Genomic DNA, 15,216 nt, shown 5'->3' on the forward strand with positions numbered 1-15,216 from the left:
TGATGCTGATGCTGAGGGCGCAGAACTTTTCCCTGCAACGCCGAGTCTACCGCCGACACATGACCATCGCCGGTTGCATCGCTTCATCATCTGCGCGTACTTTCGTCGGCTCGGTCAAGAACCCCCAAGGATCCCACATGCTAAAGCTCGCCCTGACCACCCTGCTCACGCTCGGCCTCGCCGGCCCGGCGCTTGCTGCCAGCGACAGCGTCGACATCCCGTTCACCCGCTTCACCCTGCCGAACGGTTTGACCGCAATCATCCACGAGGATCACAAGGCGCCGGTAGTCGCGGTGAGCATCTGGTACCACGTCGGCTCGGCCGATGAACCCGTCGGCAAGACCGGCTTCGCGCATTTGTTCGAGCACTTGATGTTCTCGGGCTCTGAAAATCACAAAGGCACTTATTTCCAGCCGTTCGAGCAAGTCGGCGCAACCGACATGAATGGCACGACCTGGTTTGATCGAACCAACTATTTCGAAACCGTGCCGACCACCGCGCTCGACATGGCCTTGTGGATGGAGTCCGATCGCATGGGCCACCTGCTCGGCGCGATCGGCCAGAAGGAGCTCGACACCCAACGCGGTGTTGTGCAGAACGAAAAGCGCCAGGGCGAGAATCGTCCTTACGGTCGCACCGATGAAAACATCCTGGCCAATGCCTTCCCGGCCAATCATCCCTACCAGCACGACACCATCGGCTCGATGGCCGACCTCGATGCGGCCTCACTGGCCGACGTCAAGCAGTGGTTCAACGACTACTACGGCGCGGCGAATACGACCATCGTGCTGGCCGGCGACATCACGCCGGAGATTGCGCGTGAAAAGCTGATGACCTATTTCGGCGACATTCCGGCAGGTCCGCCAGTGCGGCGCCAGCAAGCCTGGGTGGCACCGCGCAAGACCTCAACACGCGGCGAGCAAAAGGATCATGTCGCGCAAACGCGCATTATCCGCGAGTGGAACGTGGCCCAGCTCGGCCACGCCGATGAGCCCCTGCTCGAACTCGCCGCCAACGCACTGGGCGGCGGCAAGACATCACGGCTTTACCAACGCCTCGTCTACAAGGACAAGCTCGTCGACAGTATTTCGATCAGCGTGCAGCCATTCGCCCTCGCCAGCCAGTTCGTATTGACCGCGGATGTGAAGCAAGGTGTTGATCCGGCCAGAGTCGAAAAGGCAATTGCCGAGGAATGGACAGCCTTCCTCAAGAATGGCCCGACCGACGAAGAACTTGAACGCTCGCGCATGTCCAGCCGCTCGGGGTTCATCCGCGGTCTGGAAAAAGTCGGCGGCTTCAGTGGCAAGGCCACCGTCCTGGCCGAGTCGCAGGTCTATCGTGGCGATCCCGCCGCCTACAAGATCGATCTCGAAATCATCCAGAAGGCAACCCCGGAATCCGTCAAGGCCGCGGCCAATCGCTGGATTGCCAGGGGCGACTACACCTTGACCGTGCTGCCGTTGACGGAAGGCGAGAAGATTGACGAGAGCGCACCGAAGGGTCTGCCCGCCGCTGAAGGAAAGCCGGCAGCTGTGACACCCGCGAAAGGCAATTTCACGACAACCAGGAGCGATCTGGATCGCAGCAAGGGCGTGCCTGAAGTCAGCGACTTTCCCGACCTGAGCTTCCCGAAAATCCAGCGCGGCATGCTCAAGAACGGCATTGAAATCGTGCTCGCCGAACGGCACACGATTCCAGTCGTGCAAATGCAACTGCAGTTCGATGCGGGCTACGCCAGCGACCAGGGCCGCAAGCTCGGCACCTCCTCATTTGCGATGGCCTTGCTCGATGAAGGCACGCTCACTCTGGATTCCGTCGAAATCGCCCGTCGCAGCGAATTGCTCGGCGCCTACATCCGCGCGGGTTCCGGCCTCGACGCATCCTCAGTCAGCCTCAACGCACTCGATTCGAAACTGGAACCTTCGCTCGCCCTGTTCGCCGACGTCGTACGCAACCCGGCCTTCCGCGAAGCCGACATCGAGCGCATTCGCGGCCAGTGGCTGGCCGACATCGCCCAGGAGAAAACCCAGCCAACCGGAATCGCCCTGCGCACCTTGCCGCCCTTGCTCTATGGCGCCAGGCACGCCTACGGAATCCCGTTCACCGGCAGCGGCACCGAAGCCTCGATCAAGTCGTTGACGGCGAAAGACCTGCGCCGCTTCCATCGTGATTTCATCCGCCCTGACAACGTCAAGATCCTGATCGCCGGCGACACCACCCTGCCCGCCATCACCGCGCAACTCGACAAGGTCTTCGGCGACTGGCAGGCGACCGAGACACCGGTGCCGGTCAAGGCCATCGGCAAAGTCGCTGCACAAGAGAAGTCGCGGGTATTCCTGATCGATCGCCCCGATTCACCACAAACCCTGATCCTGACCGGCTCGCTCGCGCCTTCGACCGAGGCACCGAACAACATCGAAATCCAGACCATGAACGGCGTCTTCGGTGGCACCTTCACCTCGCGTTTGAACATGAATCTGCGCGAAGACAAGCGCTGGGCCTACGGCGCATCGAGCTTCCTGCAGGATGCCATCGGCCAACGTCCGTTCATGACCTATGCCTCGGTGCAAACCGACAAGACTGCCGAATCGGCTGCCGAAGTATTGAAAGAGGCACGCGCAATCATCGGTGACAAACCGATTACCGAGGCCGAGATCGACAAGATCAAGGCGAAGCGCATCCGCGCCTTGCCAGGCAGCTTCGAGACCACGGGCTCGGTCCTCGGCGTGCTCTCCGGCAGCGCTCTCTACAATCGCCCGGACAACTACGTGACGACGCTCAAGGCGCGCATGCAAAGCCAGAAGCAGGCCGACATCGAAGCCGCCGCCCGCGAAGTCATCCAGCCCGACACACTGACCTGGGTCATCGTCGGCGATCTCAAGCAGATCGAGAAGCCCGTCCGCGCACTCAAGCTCGGCGAGGTCAAGGTGCTGGATGCCGATGGCAAGGTCGTTCGCTGACGCCTGATGCGTTTTTGGTGGATCCTGACGATTGGTTTTGATCGTCAGGATTCTTGCGTGACGAGAGTGGTTTTGTCGTCCCTGCGCAGGCAGCGGTCCAGTGACGTTGCTTTTCAAAGGCACGCCGCTTTGCGGCGCGGCATCCTGCCTTTTTTCACTCGCCTCAGGCGAGCGAGTGTCTTTCTCTTGCGTGGCCAAGAGAAAGGCACCAAAGAGAAGGCCACCCCGCAATCGCGCCTTGCGCACAGTCCCTGTGCTCCAGGTGCGCGAGGCTGCTCCGGGGTTCGCTGACAGTCCATCCATGGACTGGCATCGAACTCGCCCACATCGTGTGGGCGACCCTTCGGGCTGATCCTCCGTAGCCTCGCCGCGATCGAGGGGACCCCGTTAAACGCGCGTCGTGCGCGCTAAAGCGGAAAGCAAAGCCAAAGCCAAAGCCAACCGCGCGAGCTTGCGGGATTCTGCTTTGTCTTGGCTGCGCAGGCGACTGTATGGATGCAGGAGGTACGCCTCCAAGGATGGAGGCGGTAGAACGGCGTCGGGGACAGCCGTCGAGAGCAACGCAGGAGCGGTTGCCGAATGCGCAGTGAATGGGCCCCCTATGTAGCGGCGAAGTGGCGTAGGAAAGGCCCGCAGGGATGCGAGCCAGTTGGCTGCCAGTCCAGGGATGGACTGTCAGACAACCCCCGGAGCCGCTTCGCGAAGTCGCAGGTCAGGAGCCCGAAGACCGCTATATCGGGGAGGCCTTTCTCTTGGTTACTTCTCTTTACTCCGGGCTTCCTGCCCTGCGCCCTGCGGGCCAACTGCGCTGTTCGCGCCGCTCCTGCGGCGCAGTGGCCACTCAAAGAAAAGTGACTCGCTCGCCCGGAGGCGAGTGAAAAAAGGCAGGGATGCCGCGCCGCGAAGCGGCGTAAAGATCACGAGCAGGGTTACTGGGCCCCTGCCTTCGCAGGAGCGACGAGAGGTGGGAAGCGAGTGAAAAATCGGCAGGGTCGCCTGCGCTCCGCAGGAGCGTAAAGATCAAACCAGAAACCCACCAGTGAACTTCCCATTCATCAACACTCCAATACACTCCAGAACCTCCCCGCTCCACTCGATGACACCATGAAATTCGCGATCATGATTGTGACCACCCTCAGCCTCGCTGCCTGCAGCTGGGGCATCAAACTCGATTCCGGCGGTCGCGATGTGCGTGTGGCCTGGCAGGATGATGTGAGCCAGTGTCGGCTCGTCGGTGCGATCACGGTTTCCGTACTCGGCAAGGTCGGTCCGGTCGATCGCAATGCACTCAAAGTCAGCGATGAACTCGAGGTCATGGCGCGCAATCAGGCCGCTTCGATGCAGGCCGACACGGTCAAGCCGATCGACAAACCGCGCAATGGCGAACAAAACTGGAATGCCTACACCTGTGGTGCTTCCGCTTCGCGGGCTCCTGTGCCATCTCCAGGCTCACGAAACTCGGATGCCGTCGAGACCTATCCGATCAAGGATCATTGAAAACGGGAACAGGAATGCGTCTGGTATCCAGCAAGGATGCCTCTTCAATTGCTCGACGTTCTCTTCAACTCTCGAAATTCCGCATCGACTGCTGCACACTCGGAACAAGGGGATGCCGCGTCGCGGCACCGATCAGAGTGGAAGTGAGACAACATGCAGATCCTGCTGACCGGCGCGACCGGCTTTCTCGGTCAGGCCATTGCAGCCAGCTTGCTGGAAAAAGACCATCGCGTGCGCGCGATCGTGCGCAAGGAGAGTCGCGAACTGGCGGCACTCGGCGTTGAGCAGCGCTTCGGCCAGATCACCGCTTTTGAAGACGTCTGTGCTGCCGCCGACGGCTGCGATGCCATCGTGCATAGCGCGGGTTGCAGCGATCCGTTGGCCAGCATCGAGCAACTGCACGACGCCAATGTCCGATCAACCGAGTGCATGCTCGGCGCCTGCGAACTGGCCGGTGTCCCGCGTCTGTTACTGACTTCGTGTGCCAACGTCGTGATCGGTCAGAGTGATGTTGAAAATGCCGATGAGCGCCAGGCCTATCCGCCGCAATGGATCTCGGCCTATCCGCATACCAAGGCGCTGGCCGAACAACGCGTGCTCGCCGCCAATGGCGAACGTCTGGCGACCTGTGTACTGCGTCCACATCTGCTTTGGGGTGCCGGTGAATCGCGTTTGTTGCCAGCCCTGCTCGACCTCGCCGGTCGCGGCAAGTTGCGATTTTTCGGCGAGCCGGACAAGAAGATCGATCCCTGCCATATCGACAATGCCGCGCACGCTCATGCGCTCGCGGTGGACAAACTCGAACCCGGCGCCGCGATTGCCGGCAAGGCCTACTTCATCAGCCAGGGTGAGCCGATGACGATCGAGAATTTTCTCAACGCCTTGCTGCGTGCCGGAGGATTTCCACCCGAGCATCGACGCATGAATTCGATTACCGCACGCGCCCTGGCCACAGCGGCACGTGCTGGCGCCGATGGCAGCTCACCACTGGTCAATCCGTATCTGCTCGATTTGTTCAGTCGCGCCAGCTGGTTCAATCTGACCGCGGCGAAGCGTGATCTGGGCTACGCGCCGACACTGAGCACGGCTGAAGGCATGAGTCGACTGTTCACTGCCCTGACCCGCGTGCGCATGCAGAGTCGCTCGCCCTGAGCTTGCACCGACAACCGGAGCTCATCGCTCCGGATGCCTTAGAATGCGCCGATGACGAATTCCGACCTTGCCACAAGGCGTGCCCCCAATCCGATCCTGAAAGTGCTTGGGCGCGGGCTTGAATCCGCACTCAATCACGCTTTGAGCCTGGATGCCGACACCCGCGCAGAACTCAACAGCCTCGATGGGCGTGCGTTGCGCGTCGATTTTCGCGGCACCGGCCTGGCCATGCGCATGATGGTCGATGGCGAGCGATTGCGTGTTGGCCCCGCATTCGAAGGTGACAACCAGCTTCGCGTAGTGACCACGCCGGGCAGCCTGCTCGGCATGGCTGCTGCCCGCCTGCGCGGTGATGGCAACACCGGCTTGCCGCCGGGCCAGGTCGAGATCGCCGGTGATGCCGAACTTGCGCGGCGGCTGGAACGACTTGCAAAACGATTTGAGCCAGACATCGACGAGGCTTTTACGCGCGTCTTTGGCGACGTGATCGGCTTCCAGATCGCTCGCGGGTTTCGACGCGCCTTTCGAATCGCGCGCGACTCGGCATCGAGCCTTGTTCGCAATGGTGCCGACTATCTGGTCGAGGAAAGTCGCGACCTGATCGCCAAACCCGAGATGGAAGAGTTCCTCGACGAGATTGATGAACTGCGCGAACGTGGCGATCGCCTCGAAGCGCGCATCAAGCGTCTCACTTCGGCGCGACGCGCATGACCTCATTGCATCTGTTGCCACGCGTCTTGCGCATTGCGGCTCTACTCGTTCGCTACCGCCTCGACGATGTCATCGACGATGCCCACCGCTTTCGCATCCTGCGCTGGGCGCGCGTGCTGGTGCCGCGCGCACGCGCGGAAATCGCTTCGTTGCCGCGTGGTGAACGTCTCGTCCTTGCACTGACCGAACTCGGTCCGATCTTCGTCAAGTTCGGCCAGATCCTGTCGACCCGGCGTGATCTGCTGCCCGCGGATATCGCCGATGCGCTGACCGCGCTGCAGGACAAGGTGACGCCATACCCGGGCAGCGTCGCGCGTACCGCTATCGAAAAGGCACTCGGCGCGCCCGTCGAAGAACGCTACGCAGCGTTTGACGAACAGCCGCTGGCTTCAGCCTCGATTGCGCAAGTGCATGCCGCGCAGATGCTCGACGGTCGCGAAGTCGTCATCAAGGTGTTGCGCCCGGATATCCGTGAGCGCATCGATCGCGATATCGAACTGCTGCGTGCACTCGGCGAGCTGGCCAATCGCGTGCATCCGAACGCCGACAAGATTCGTCCGCTCGATGTCGTTGCCGAAATCGAATCGACCCTGCTCAACGAACTCGATCTGCAACGCGAAGGCGCCAATGCCAGCCTGCTGCGGCGCAATTTCCTGAATTCCGACGATCTCTATGTGCCGGAAGTGATCTGGTCACATACCACTGCGGGCGTGCTCACTCTTGAACGCGTCCGCGGCATTCCGGTTGATGATCTGGCCGCACTTGATGCGGCTGGCATTGATCGCGTGCGCCTCGCCGAAAAGGGTGTGCAGCTTTTCTACACGCAAGTCTTCCGCGACAATTTTTTCCATGCTGATGCGCATGCCGGAAACATCTGGGTCGATGCGTCGCGCCCGGCCAATCCGCGCTTCATTGCGCTTGATTTCGGCATCATGGGCACACTTTCGGAACAGGATCAGTTCTGGCTTGCCGAGAATTTTCTTGCCTTGTTCGAGCAGGATTATCAACGCATCGCCGACCTGCATCTGCGCGCGGGCTGGATGCCGGAGAACGTCCGCATGGACGAACTTGAATCGGCGATCCGTGCGGTGTGCGAACCGTATTTCACGCGGCCACTAAGCGAGATCTCGCTGGCGGCAGTTCTCATCAAACTGTTTCAGACCGCGCGCCGTTATCGATTGACCTTGCAGCCGCAACTGATCCTGATGCAGAAGACCTTGCTCAATATCGAAGGCGTCGGCCGCCTGCTGCATCCGAAGATCGACATCTGGGCCACGGCCAAACCGGTGCTGGAGAAGATCTGGTGGAAGCGCCGCGGTCCTAAGGCCATGCTCAAGCGCCTGCGCCAGCGCGTGCCCGAGTGGCTCGCCGCGACTCCCGACATGCCGCAACTCATGCACAGCTATCTCGAACAGGTGACCAGCGGCAAACTCGAAGTGCGCATCGCTTCAGAGGATCTGCGCCGCCTCGAAACGCACTCGCGACGCGGCCCGCAACTCGCCGTCAGCCTGACCATCGGCGCGACGTTTGCATTGTGCGCGGTCGCCTTGCAGGTACTCGATACGCAGACGCTACGCATCGGCGGAGTCTGCGTGTGGGCCATGGGTGCTGCAGCGATTTCTGCCGTTGCTTTCATTGCTGCACTGCGTTCGCGCTGACCGGCCCGCGCTCGTGATCCTCTATTGCGACGAACACATCGTCGTCGTCAACAAGCCGGCCGGCATTCCCGTGCATCGCAGCCGCATGGTCAACGACGACAAGATTTTTCTGATCGATCAGGTGCGTGTCCTGGTCGATGGACCCTTGCATCTGATCCATCGGCTCGATCGCGCCACCAGCGGCGTGCTGCTGATCGGCCGCAACTCCGAAGTGGCCGGCACACTGGGCCGGCAATTCATGCAGCGAGGTGTCGAGAAGATCTATCTCGCCGTCTGTCGCGGCTGGCCCGAACAAACCGGCGAAATCGACTATCCGCTACCCGGCGTGCGCGAGAACAGTGAACGAAAGCCGGCGCTGACCCGCTGGAGGCGACTCGCCACGGTCGAAGTACCGATCGCGATCAGCCGCTATCCACAACAACGCTATGCCCTCGTCGAGATTTCACCCGAGACCGGACGCTACCGACAAATCCGTCGGCATTTCGGCCATCTGCACCACCCGCTGATCGGCGACACCAGCCATGGCCGTAGCGAACACAACCGCCTGTTCAAGCAGTACTACAGCTCGCATCGGTTGTTGCTGCATGCGCAGAAGCTGACTTTCGATCACCCGGTCAACGCAAAGCGCATGTCGATAGAGGCTCCGCTGGATGCCGAATTCAGCGGCGTGCTGGATCATTTCGGCTGGACGGAACCCTCAGCCTGAGACCTGCTTGCTCGGGGGCTTCCATCGACCCAATCCGGCTTCCTCACTATCCGGCGTTGCTGACCGCTTGAGGGCATCACGCAAAAATTTGCGCCTCCGCTGAGCTGGTTTGTGCAATTTTCTCGCAATGAGGAATGAAGAACTCGCATTTGACGACGTTCTGAATAGACGAACGTTTTGCCACCTTGAGGAGAATCCACTCATGTCGGCTCATTCAGCAACCCGCAGCAACGCTGCCCCTCAGCTGCTTCTTTTGCCGCTGCTCGCCTTCAGTCTGCTCGCCGCAGACCTTGCCAACGCAGCCATCTGTCGAGTGACCACGGCTGGCAGTGGCAGCGGCAACAGTTGGGCTCAGGCGGCAAATTTGCAGAGCGCGCTGAGCAACAGCGCATGTGACGAGGTATGGGTCAAGCAAGGCAGCTACAACCCTGGTCCGCTGCGCACCGACTCTTTCTCGATCAAGCCAGGCGTAGAGGTGTATGGAGGCTTTGTCGGCAACGAGACGGCACGCGGACAACGCAACCCTGCGACCCATCTCACGACACTCTCCGGCGAAATCGGAACACCGAATGATGTCAGCGACAACAGCTACCATGTGGTTTTCATGGACGGCACAACGAGTGCCGGCGGCATTACCGCCAGCACCGTGCTGGATGGATTCAGCGTAAGCGGTGGCAATGCGGATGGCAGCGTGGGTACGGATGCGGCGTACGGCGGCGGCCTGTATTGCGCGGGCAATGGAGCAGGCCACGAGTGCAGTCCGACCGTGGCCAACATGACATTCAGCGACAACCGCGCCATTGGCGGTGGCGGTGCGATGTACAACAAGGCCGCACCGAGCGGCGTCAGCAGTCCGATTCTGAGCAATGTTGTTTTCAACGGCAATACGACGACGGCGGCGTACGTGTCCGGTGGCGCGATGTACAACGATGGCTCCAATGGTGGGACCAGCCGCCCTGTTCTGAACAACGTTGTCTTCAACGGCAACCGCGCGAAGAAAAGCGGTGGCGCGATGTTCAATAGCGGCAGCGGTGGCAGTGGCGGCAACCCGGTTTTGAACCATGTGACGTTCATCGACAACGAGGCGGAACTGGCCGATGGCGGAGCGGTTTTCAACGACAACAGCAGCCCGATTCTGACCCACGTCAGCTTTTCCGGAAACTCGGCGAACAATCGAGGCGGCGCAATGCACAACGCAGGCGGAGGCACGGCCAGCAGAGTCAGTAGTCCCCATTTGATCGATGTCATTTTCACCAACAACACCGCCCGACTGGGTGGCGCCATGTCCAGTGATGGCCAAAACAGCGGTACCAGCAGTCCGGTTTTGACCCGAGTCACGTTCAGCGAAAACATGGCTCGCGACCAAGGCGGCGCAATGCACAACTTTGCGCAATTTGGAGGCACCAGCAGCCCGCAAATGACCGATGTGACCTTCAACAACAACAGCGCCATGCTCGCCGGTGCGATGTACAACGATGGCAGCCACAATGGTACGAGTGTGCCGTCAATGGGCCACGTCACCTTCAGTGGCAACTCGGCGAGTGCGTCCGCCGGGGCAATCTACAACGATGGCCGCAACAACGGCGTCGCCAGTCCGGTCATCAGCAACTCCACGTTCAGCAACAACAGCAATCCGAGCGAGTTTGGCGGCGCCATCTACAGCTACGCGGGCGACGGCGGCACCAGTAGCGCGCAGCTGAGTAATGTCACCTTCAACGGCAACAGCGCGGCGCTCGGGGGCGCGATTTACAACGATGGTCGCAGCGGTGGCAATGTCAGCCCCGTATTGAGCAATGTCATTCTGTGGGGCGACACGGCGAGCAGCAGCGGCGCGGAAGTCTTCAACGATGCGGGTGCCAGCATCAGTATCGGCAGCAGTGTTGTAGCCGGCGGTTGCACGTCAATCATCGGAGCCACCTGCCAGACCGGAAACACAACCGCCAATCCCAACCTCGGAGCGCTTGGCAGCAACGGTGGCTTTACTCAGACGATGCTGCCAGGTGCCGGCAGTTCCGCGATCGATGCCGGCAATTCGACCACCTGTACGAGCGCGCCCGTCAGCGGTCTCGACCAGCGCGGAGCGGTACGTCCGTCTGGCAGCGGTTGCGACATCGGATCGGTTGAAGCGGGTGCCGTGATCGATGCCATCTTTGCCGACGGCTTTGAGTAGACACGCAAGTGTCTCTGCAAGCGAAATCCGGCCCAGCAAAAGTCTCAAGAGTTATGCCAATGAATACAAATAAACCACGACGCGCTGGCTCAGCGACCGCTTTCTGCACGGTTTTCCTTGGCTGCCTGACGCTATCGGCCGTGCATGTCGACGCCAACCCGCCCGATACGCTCAACGCGGCGTCTTCCAGCTTGTCGTATCCGACGGCCTGCGTACTGTTTGGCGATGGATTCGAACTCGCACCGGGTCCGCTATTCTTCGACGGCTTTGATTTCGCTCCGGTCCAACTTGAGGGCCCGGGTGAGCCCATTGATTTCATCACCAGCGGCGGATACACGATTCACATCAACCTTGATAATGTCACCATCAGTGACCCGCTGGGCTTGAACAAGGTCGTGAGTTCAGGTCATCAGAACGAGTACCTCAATGGCAAGCACATCAAGGACTGGGGTGGCGAAATCAATTGGGATGACGACCGGCGCAGCCTGATTCTCGCCGATGGGACGAAGCTGACGCTTGAGGCGCAGGGTCACCCCAATCTGACCCTGAGGACTTCGATCTACGATGGCCAGGAAAACCTGCAGATCGACAATCGCTGCAACTCAATCACTCATCGCAGCGTCGATCCGGGAGATACCCAGCAACGTGACCAGGCGCAATTCGATGGTGAAGTGGCGACATTCCAGACTGACATGACCCTCGGCACAGCGACCTATTCGAACGCTTACAACGAGGATCGAAACTTCAACACCATCGACATAACAACGCCACTGGGCGTCACGGGTGGCTTTGCACACCCGGGCCTGGTCAATGACCTCTACGACGATCCGCGCCGCCCGGACACTTGAGTTCGTAGCGCTTGAGCGATGGTCGTGCAAGCCAAACGGCGCATGCGTCAGAGCCGTGACGGTTGTGGAGCGAGCGCAAGACAGCGCACGCGGAATCAGGCAATGATGTTTATAGTTTCAAAACATCAATCAATGCGCCGGTCTTGAGGATCTGCGCAATGACGACCCGAAGATGACTTCCGTACCGACAGGGCAGCCCCAAACGGTTGCCGCTTACTGGCCTTCGGGCGGCTGCCAGAGTTCGATCTTGTTGCCTTCCGGGTCCATGACCCAGCCAAACTTGCCGTACTCGGATTCCTCGACCTTGTCGTCAACCTGGCAACCTTCAACTCGAAGAGCCGCCAACAGCGCATGCAGATCCGCCACCCGGTAATTCACCATGAACGGCGCCGCGCTCGGCGAAAAGTACGTTGTGTCGTCCTTGAACGCGTTCCACACCGTGGTCCCGATGCCAGCCGGATTGTCGTCGGTCACCCAGCGAAAGGTGACGCCGCCCCATTCCTCGACGTTCATTCCCAGGTGCACCCGATACCACTCCGCCAGTGCCTTTGGATCCTTGGCCTTGGAGAACACACCGCCTATGCCAGTGACTCGCTTCATCTTGATCTCCTGATTTGCGCGGGAGTAACCGAAACTACGCTATCGCGGCCCAACACTTGAGCCGAGTCAATATTTTGCATGTTAGTCAGTGACGTAACTGAAGAACGATCAAGTAATCCATTTTGTCAGGTTCGCGGTTCGCGTGATATCCAATAGTCCGGGAACCGGTGCAAGTGCGCTACAGCAACAATCAGGATTTCCGATTCGCTTTTGCGATGCTGATAGATGATCCCGTAAGGAAATTGCGATACCAGGCATCGCCGAGACAATTTGCCTACAGATAGGTAGGCCTCGGGAAACAGAACGATTCTGGACAGAGCATTTTCAACCGCAGCAGCGAACCTGATTCCGACGCCGGTTTACTGGGACTCATAGTGCTCGACGGTTTCGTCGAGCTCAACGGCAGCGAGCGCCAGGAATTTCGCGCTCATCTAACACTTGTATTTTGCGAAAACCGCTCGCGCCGAAATCGCTTCAATGTCGCCGCGCTCGTAAGCTTCAACCCTGGCGTCCGCCTCACACGCCCACGCTGCATCGATTTCCGGATTAGGAGTGTCCAAGCTCATCAAGATTCGCTCGGCCACCGCTGCGCGCTCTGAAGCTCTTAATTTCAGGGCCTTCTCGATGACGGATTTAGCGGTGTTTGTCATGGCTATTCTCGATGCATTTGTTACTCCAAAGAGTAGCACGCTGGTGCGGCTGCGGCAGCAGGCCTTTCGCGTGATTTCAGCCAACCGGTATGGCACTGGCTTGGTGCCAATATCCTCCTTTCACCATCCCCGATTTATCATTGCGCCCAAGATCCGCTATGACTGAACAACAACGCGCCGCGGCCGACTCGGCAAGGCGAAACGGAAGATCCTGGCCAGCACGCTGCCGTACTGGCGCCAGAAGCCACCGCTGTTGTAGTGCACGCCATAGCGTTCGCATATCTCGCGGACGCGCGGCGCGATTTCGACGTAGCGCGGCGCGGGCAGATCGGGGAACAGATGATGTTCGATCTGGTGGCTGAGGTGGCCGCTGAGCAGGTGGAACCAGCGGCCACCTTCGAGATTGCTTGAGCCGCCGATCTGGCGCAGATACCACTGACCCTGGGTTTCATTCTCTACTTCGGCGCGGGTCCAGGTTTGCGCGTGTTCGGTGAAGTGGCCACAGATGATGATCGCGTTGGTCCACAGATTGCGGATCAGGTTGGCGAGCAGATTTCCGAGCAACACGCGCGGCCACTGCCACAGGGCAATGGCCGGGAACAGCACATAGTCCTTGAACAGTTGGCGTCCGGCCTTGCGCAGGAACGGGCGCATGCGTTCGCGGAATTCCTGGCGCGACATCCGCCCCTTCAGGAAGCGACCGATCTTGATGTCATTGACGGCAACGCCCCACTGGAAGTTGATTGCCAGCAGCAGATACCAGAGCGGCTGCAGCAAGGTGGCCGGCGACCAGCGCTGCTCTTCGATCAGTCGCAGCATGCCGTAGCCGTAATCGTGATCCTTGCCGATGATGTTGGTGTGATCGTGGTGCTCGACGTTGTGCGAATGGCGCCAGTGCTCGCCGTCGCAGACGATGTCCCACTCGTAGGTCTGCGAGTTCAGGCCCGGATCGTTCATCCAGTCGTACTGGCCGTGCATCACGTTATGGCCGATTTCCATATTTTCGAGAATCTTCGCCATGGCCAGCGAGATCACGCCGCTGATCCAGCTGATCGGTCCCCAGCCAAACATGAGCAGACCGCGCCCGCTGATCGCCGACACCTGGGCAAGGCGCTGCATGCGGCGGATGTGTGCCGCATCATCGGCGCCGACCTTGGCCATCACCTCGGCGCGAAGGGCTGACAGTTCGGCTTCGAAGGCACGCAACGAATCGGTATCGAGAATGGTTTTGGCGGTCATCGGATGGCTCCTGCTGGAAAGGGTCGAGTTCGGGGTAGTCACAGCACAAGCTGCACGGCGCTTTGCGGCGTCGAAATGCACAACTGGATCAGTTCATCACCAGGGCCAGAGAGCTCCCCGGTCAGAAGATTGCGTACGCTGCCGCTGGTCTTGCGGCATTGGCAGCTGCGACAGATGCCGCGACGGCAGCCATAGCGCGGTGACAAGCCGGCGTTTTCCGCCGCTTCGAGCAGGCTTTGCCCGGCTTTCGCGGTGAACAGGTGTTCCGGCTTTTCCACGGTGACCGAATGGCTGGCTGCGAGCGGATCGATTGGCGTCACCCTTTGACCGAAGCTTTCGCACTGCAACTGATCGCTTGAACCGGCATCGGCGTAGTGATCCTTCACCATCTGCATGAAATTGGACGGCCCGCACAGCAGCGCCTCGCGCTCCTTCCAGTCGGGGACGGCAGCGTTGATGGCGGGCGAATCCAATCGTCCGTGTTGCCTGCTGTCGTGAAGCTTGAGGCGAAGCGAAGGCCAACTTTCAGCCAAGGCTATCAACTCCGCCGCGAACACGGTGTCGTCGGCACCGCGCCCGCTGTGCAGCAGGATCACATCGCGGCTGGAGCCGCCATTCGCCATTCCCTGCGCCAGCGACATCATTGGCGTTACTCCGCTGCCGGCACTGATCAACAACAGCGGCTGCGTTTCGCTTTTCGGCGCAAAACGGCCCTGGGACTGGCTGATTCGCACTACCTGGCCGCGCGCAAGCGCATGGGCGGCGCCCGATACGCGACCACCGGCCTGCTCGCGAATGGTCAGGCGCAGCAGGCCATCGCTGCGCGGAGCGGCCGACAGACTGAAGCAACGGCCATGACGTGCGCCGTCGATTTCCAGATCCAGCATCAGATGCTGGCCGGGCACGAAGCCCTTGAAGCGACGGTTCGGTCGCAACCACAGGCTGCGCACGCCGGGTCCTTCGTCGACCACTCGTACAACGCGTGCGCGGGGCGCCGACAGCGACCACACCGGAAGCACCGGTGC

Annotated in this window: 13 protein-coding genes; 9 read left to right on the forward strand and 4 right to left on the reverse strand. The window is 60.4% G+C overall.

Going from position 1 to position 15,216, the window contains the following annotated elements:
* Positions 1 to 137: 137 nt before the first annotated feature.
* The 8 genes from VFN25_RS10065 (at position 138) to VFN25_RS10100 (ending at position 11,702) form a co-directional block, all read left to right on the forward strand.
* Positions 138 to 2,960, forward strand: a complete 2,823-nt coding sequence (locus tag VFN25_RS10065; protein ID WP_325141442.1) for a pitrilysin family protein — start codon at positions 138 to 140, stop codon at positions 2,958 to 2,960.
* A 1,104-nt stretch (positions 2,961 to 4,064) separates the two neighbouring features.
* Positions 4,065 to 4,457, forward strand: a complete 393-nt coding sequence (locus VFN25_RS10070; protein WP_325141444.1) for a DUF4156 domain-containing protein — start codon at positions 4,065 to 4,067, stop codon at positions 4,455 to 4,457.
* Positions 4,458 to 4,610: 153 nt separating this feature from the next.
* A complete protein-coding gene (locus VFN25_RS10075) occupies positions 4,611 to 5,609 on the forward strand; it encodes an NAD-dependent epimerase/dehydratase family protein (RefSeq protein WP_325141446.1) in 999 nt (332 codons plus the stop codon).
* A 51-nt stretch (positions 5,610 to 5,660) separates the two neighbouring features.
* Positions 5,661 to 6,320 (forward strand): ubiquinone biosynthesis accessory factor UbiJ, encoded by a 660-nt coding sequence (locus tag VFN25_RS10080; protein WP_325141448.1) that lies wholly within the window; start codon positions 5,661 to 5,663, stop codon positions 6,318 to 6,320.
* A 5-nt stretch (positions 6,321 to 6,325) separates the two neighbouring features.
* Positions 6,326 to 7,978, forward strand: a complete 1,653-nt coding sequence (ubiB, locus tag VFN25_RS10085) for a ubiquinone biosynthesis regulatory protein kinase UbiB (RefSeq protein WP_414648932.1) — start codon at positions 6,326 to 6,328, stop codon at positions 7,976 to 7,978.
* A gap of 13 nt (positions 7,979 to 7,991) precedes the next feature.
* Positions 7,992 to 8,684 (forward strand): pseudouridine synthase, encoded by a 693-nt coding sequence (locus VFN25_RS10090; protein ID WP_325141452.1) that lies wholly within the window; start codon positions 7,992 to 7,994, stop codon positions 8,682 to 8,684.
* Positions 8,685 to 8,886: 202 nt separating this feature from the next.
* Positions 8,887 to 10,854, forward strand: coding sequence for a choice-of-anchor Q domain-containing protein (locus VFN25_RS10095; protein WP_325141454.1), 1,968 nt, complete (start codon positions 8,887 to 8,889; stop codon positions 10,852 to 10,854).
* 59 nt (positions 10,855 to 10,913) lie between these two features.
* A complete protein-coding gene (locus VFN25_RS10100; RefSeq protein ID WP_325141456.1) occupies positions 10,914 to 11,702 on the forward strand; it encodes a hypothetical protein in 789 nt (262 codons plus the stop codon).
* A gap of 213 nt (positions 11,703 to 11,915) precedes the next feature.
* Here the strand turns inward: VFN25_RS10100 and VFN25_RS10105 are convergent, their stop codons facing one another.
* Both VFN25_RS10105 and VFN25_RS16825 read right to left on the reverse strand, forming a co-directional pair.
* Positions 11,916 to 12,302 (reverse strand): VOC family protein, encoded by a 387-nt coding sequence (locus tag VFN25_RS10105; RefSeq protein WP_325141458.1) that lies wholly within the window; start codon positions 12,300 to 12,302, stop codon positions 11,916 to 11,918.
* Between the two features lie 431 nt (positions 12,303 to 12,733).
* Positions 12,734 to 12,952: an addiction module protein gene (locus tag VFN25_RS16825; RefSeq protein WP_414648931.1), complete on the reverse strand. Its 219-nt coding sequence runs from the start codon at positions 12,950 to 12,952 to the stop codon at positions 12,734 to 12,736.
* Between VFN25_RS16825 and VFN25_RS10110 the strand changes: the two genes are divergently transcribed.
* Positions 12,855 to 13,118 carry a hypothetical protein gene (locus tag VFN25_RS10110; protein WP_325141461.1) on the forward strand — a complete coding sequence of 88 codons (264 nt, stop codon included), beginning with the start codon at positions 12,855 to 12,857 and terminating at the stop codon, positions 13,116 to 13,118. The genes VFN25_RS16825 and VFN25_RS10110 overlap by 98 nt on opposite strands.
* Here VFN25_RS10110 and VFN25_RS10115 read toward each other — a convergent pair.
* Positions 13,109 to 14,191: an acyl-CoA desaturase gene (locus VFN25_RS10115; RefSeq protein WP_325141463.1), complete on the reverse strand. Its 1,083-nt coding sequence runs from the start codon at positions 14,189 to 14,191 to the stop codon at positions 13,109 to 13,111. The two genes, VFN25_RS10110 and VFN25_RS10115, sit on opposite strands and share 10 nt — an antisense overlap.
* Positions 14,192 to 14,229: 38 nt before the next feature.
* On the reverse strand, positions 14,230 to 15,216 hold a 987-nt coding region (locus VFN25_RS10120; RefSeq protein ID WP_325141465.1), incomplete at its 5' end, for a ferredoxin reductase.

This window comes from Dokdonella sp. (assembly GCF_035703485.1).
Lineage (GTDB): Bacteria > Pseudomonadota > Gammaproteobacteria > Xanthomonadales > Rhodanobacteraceae > Dokdonella.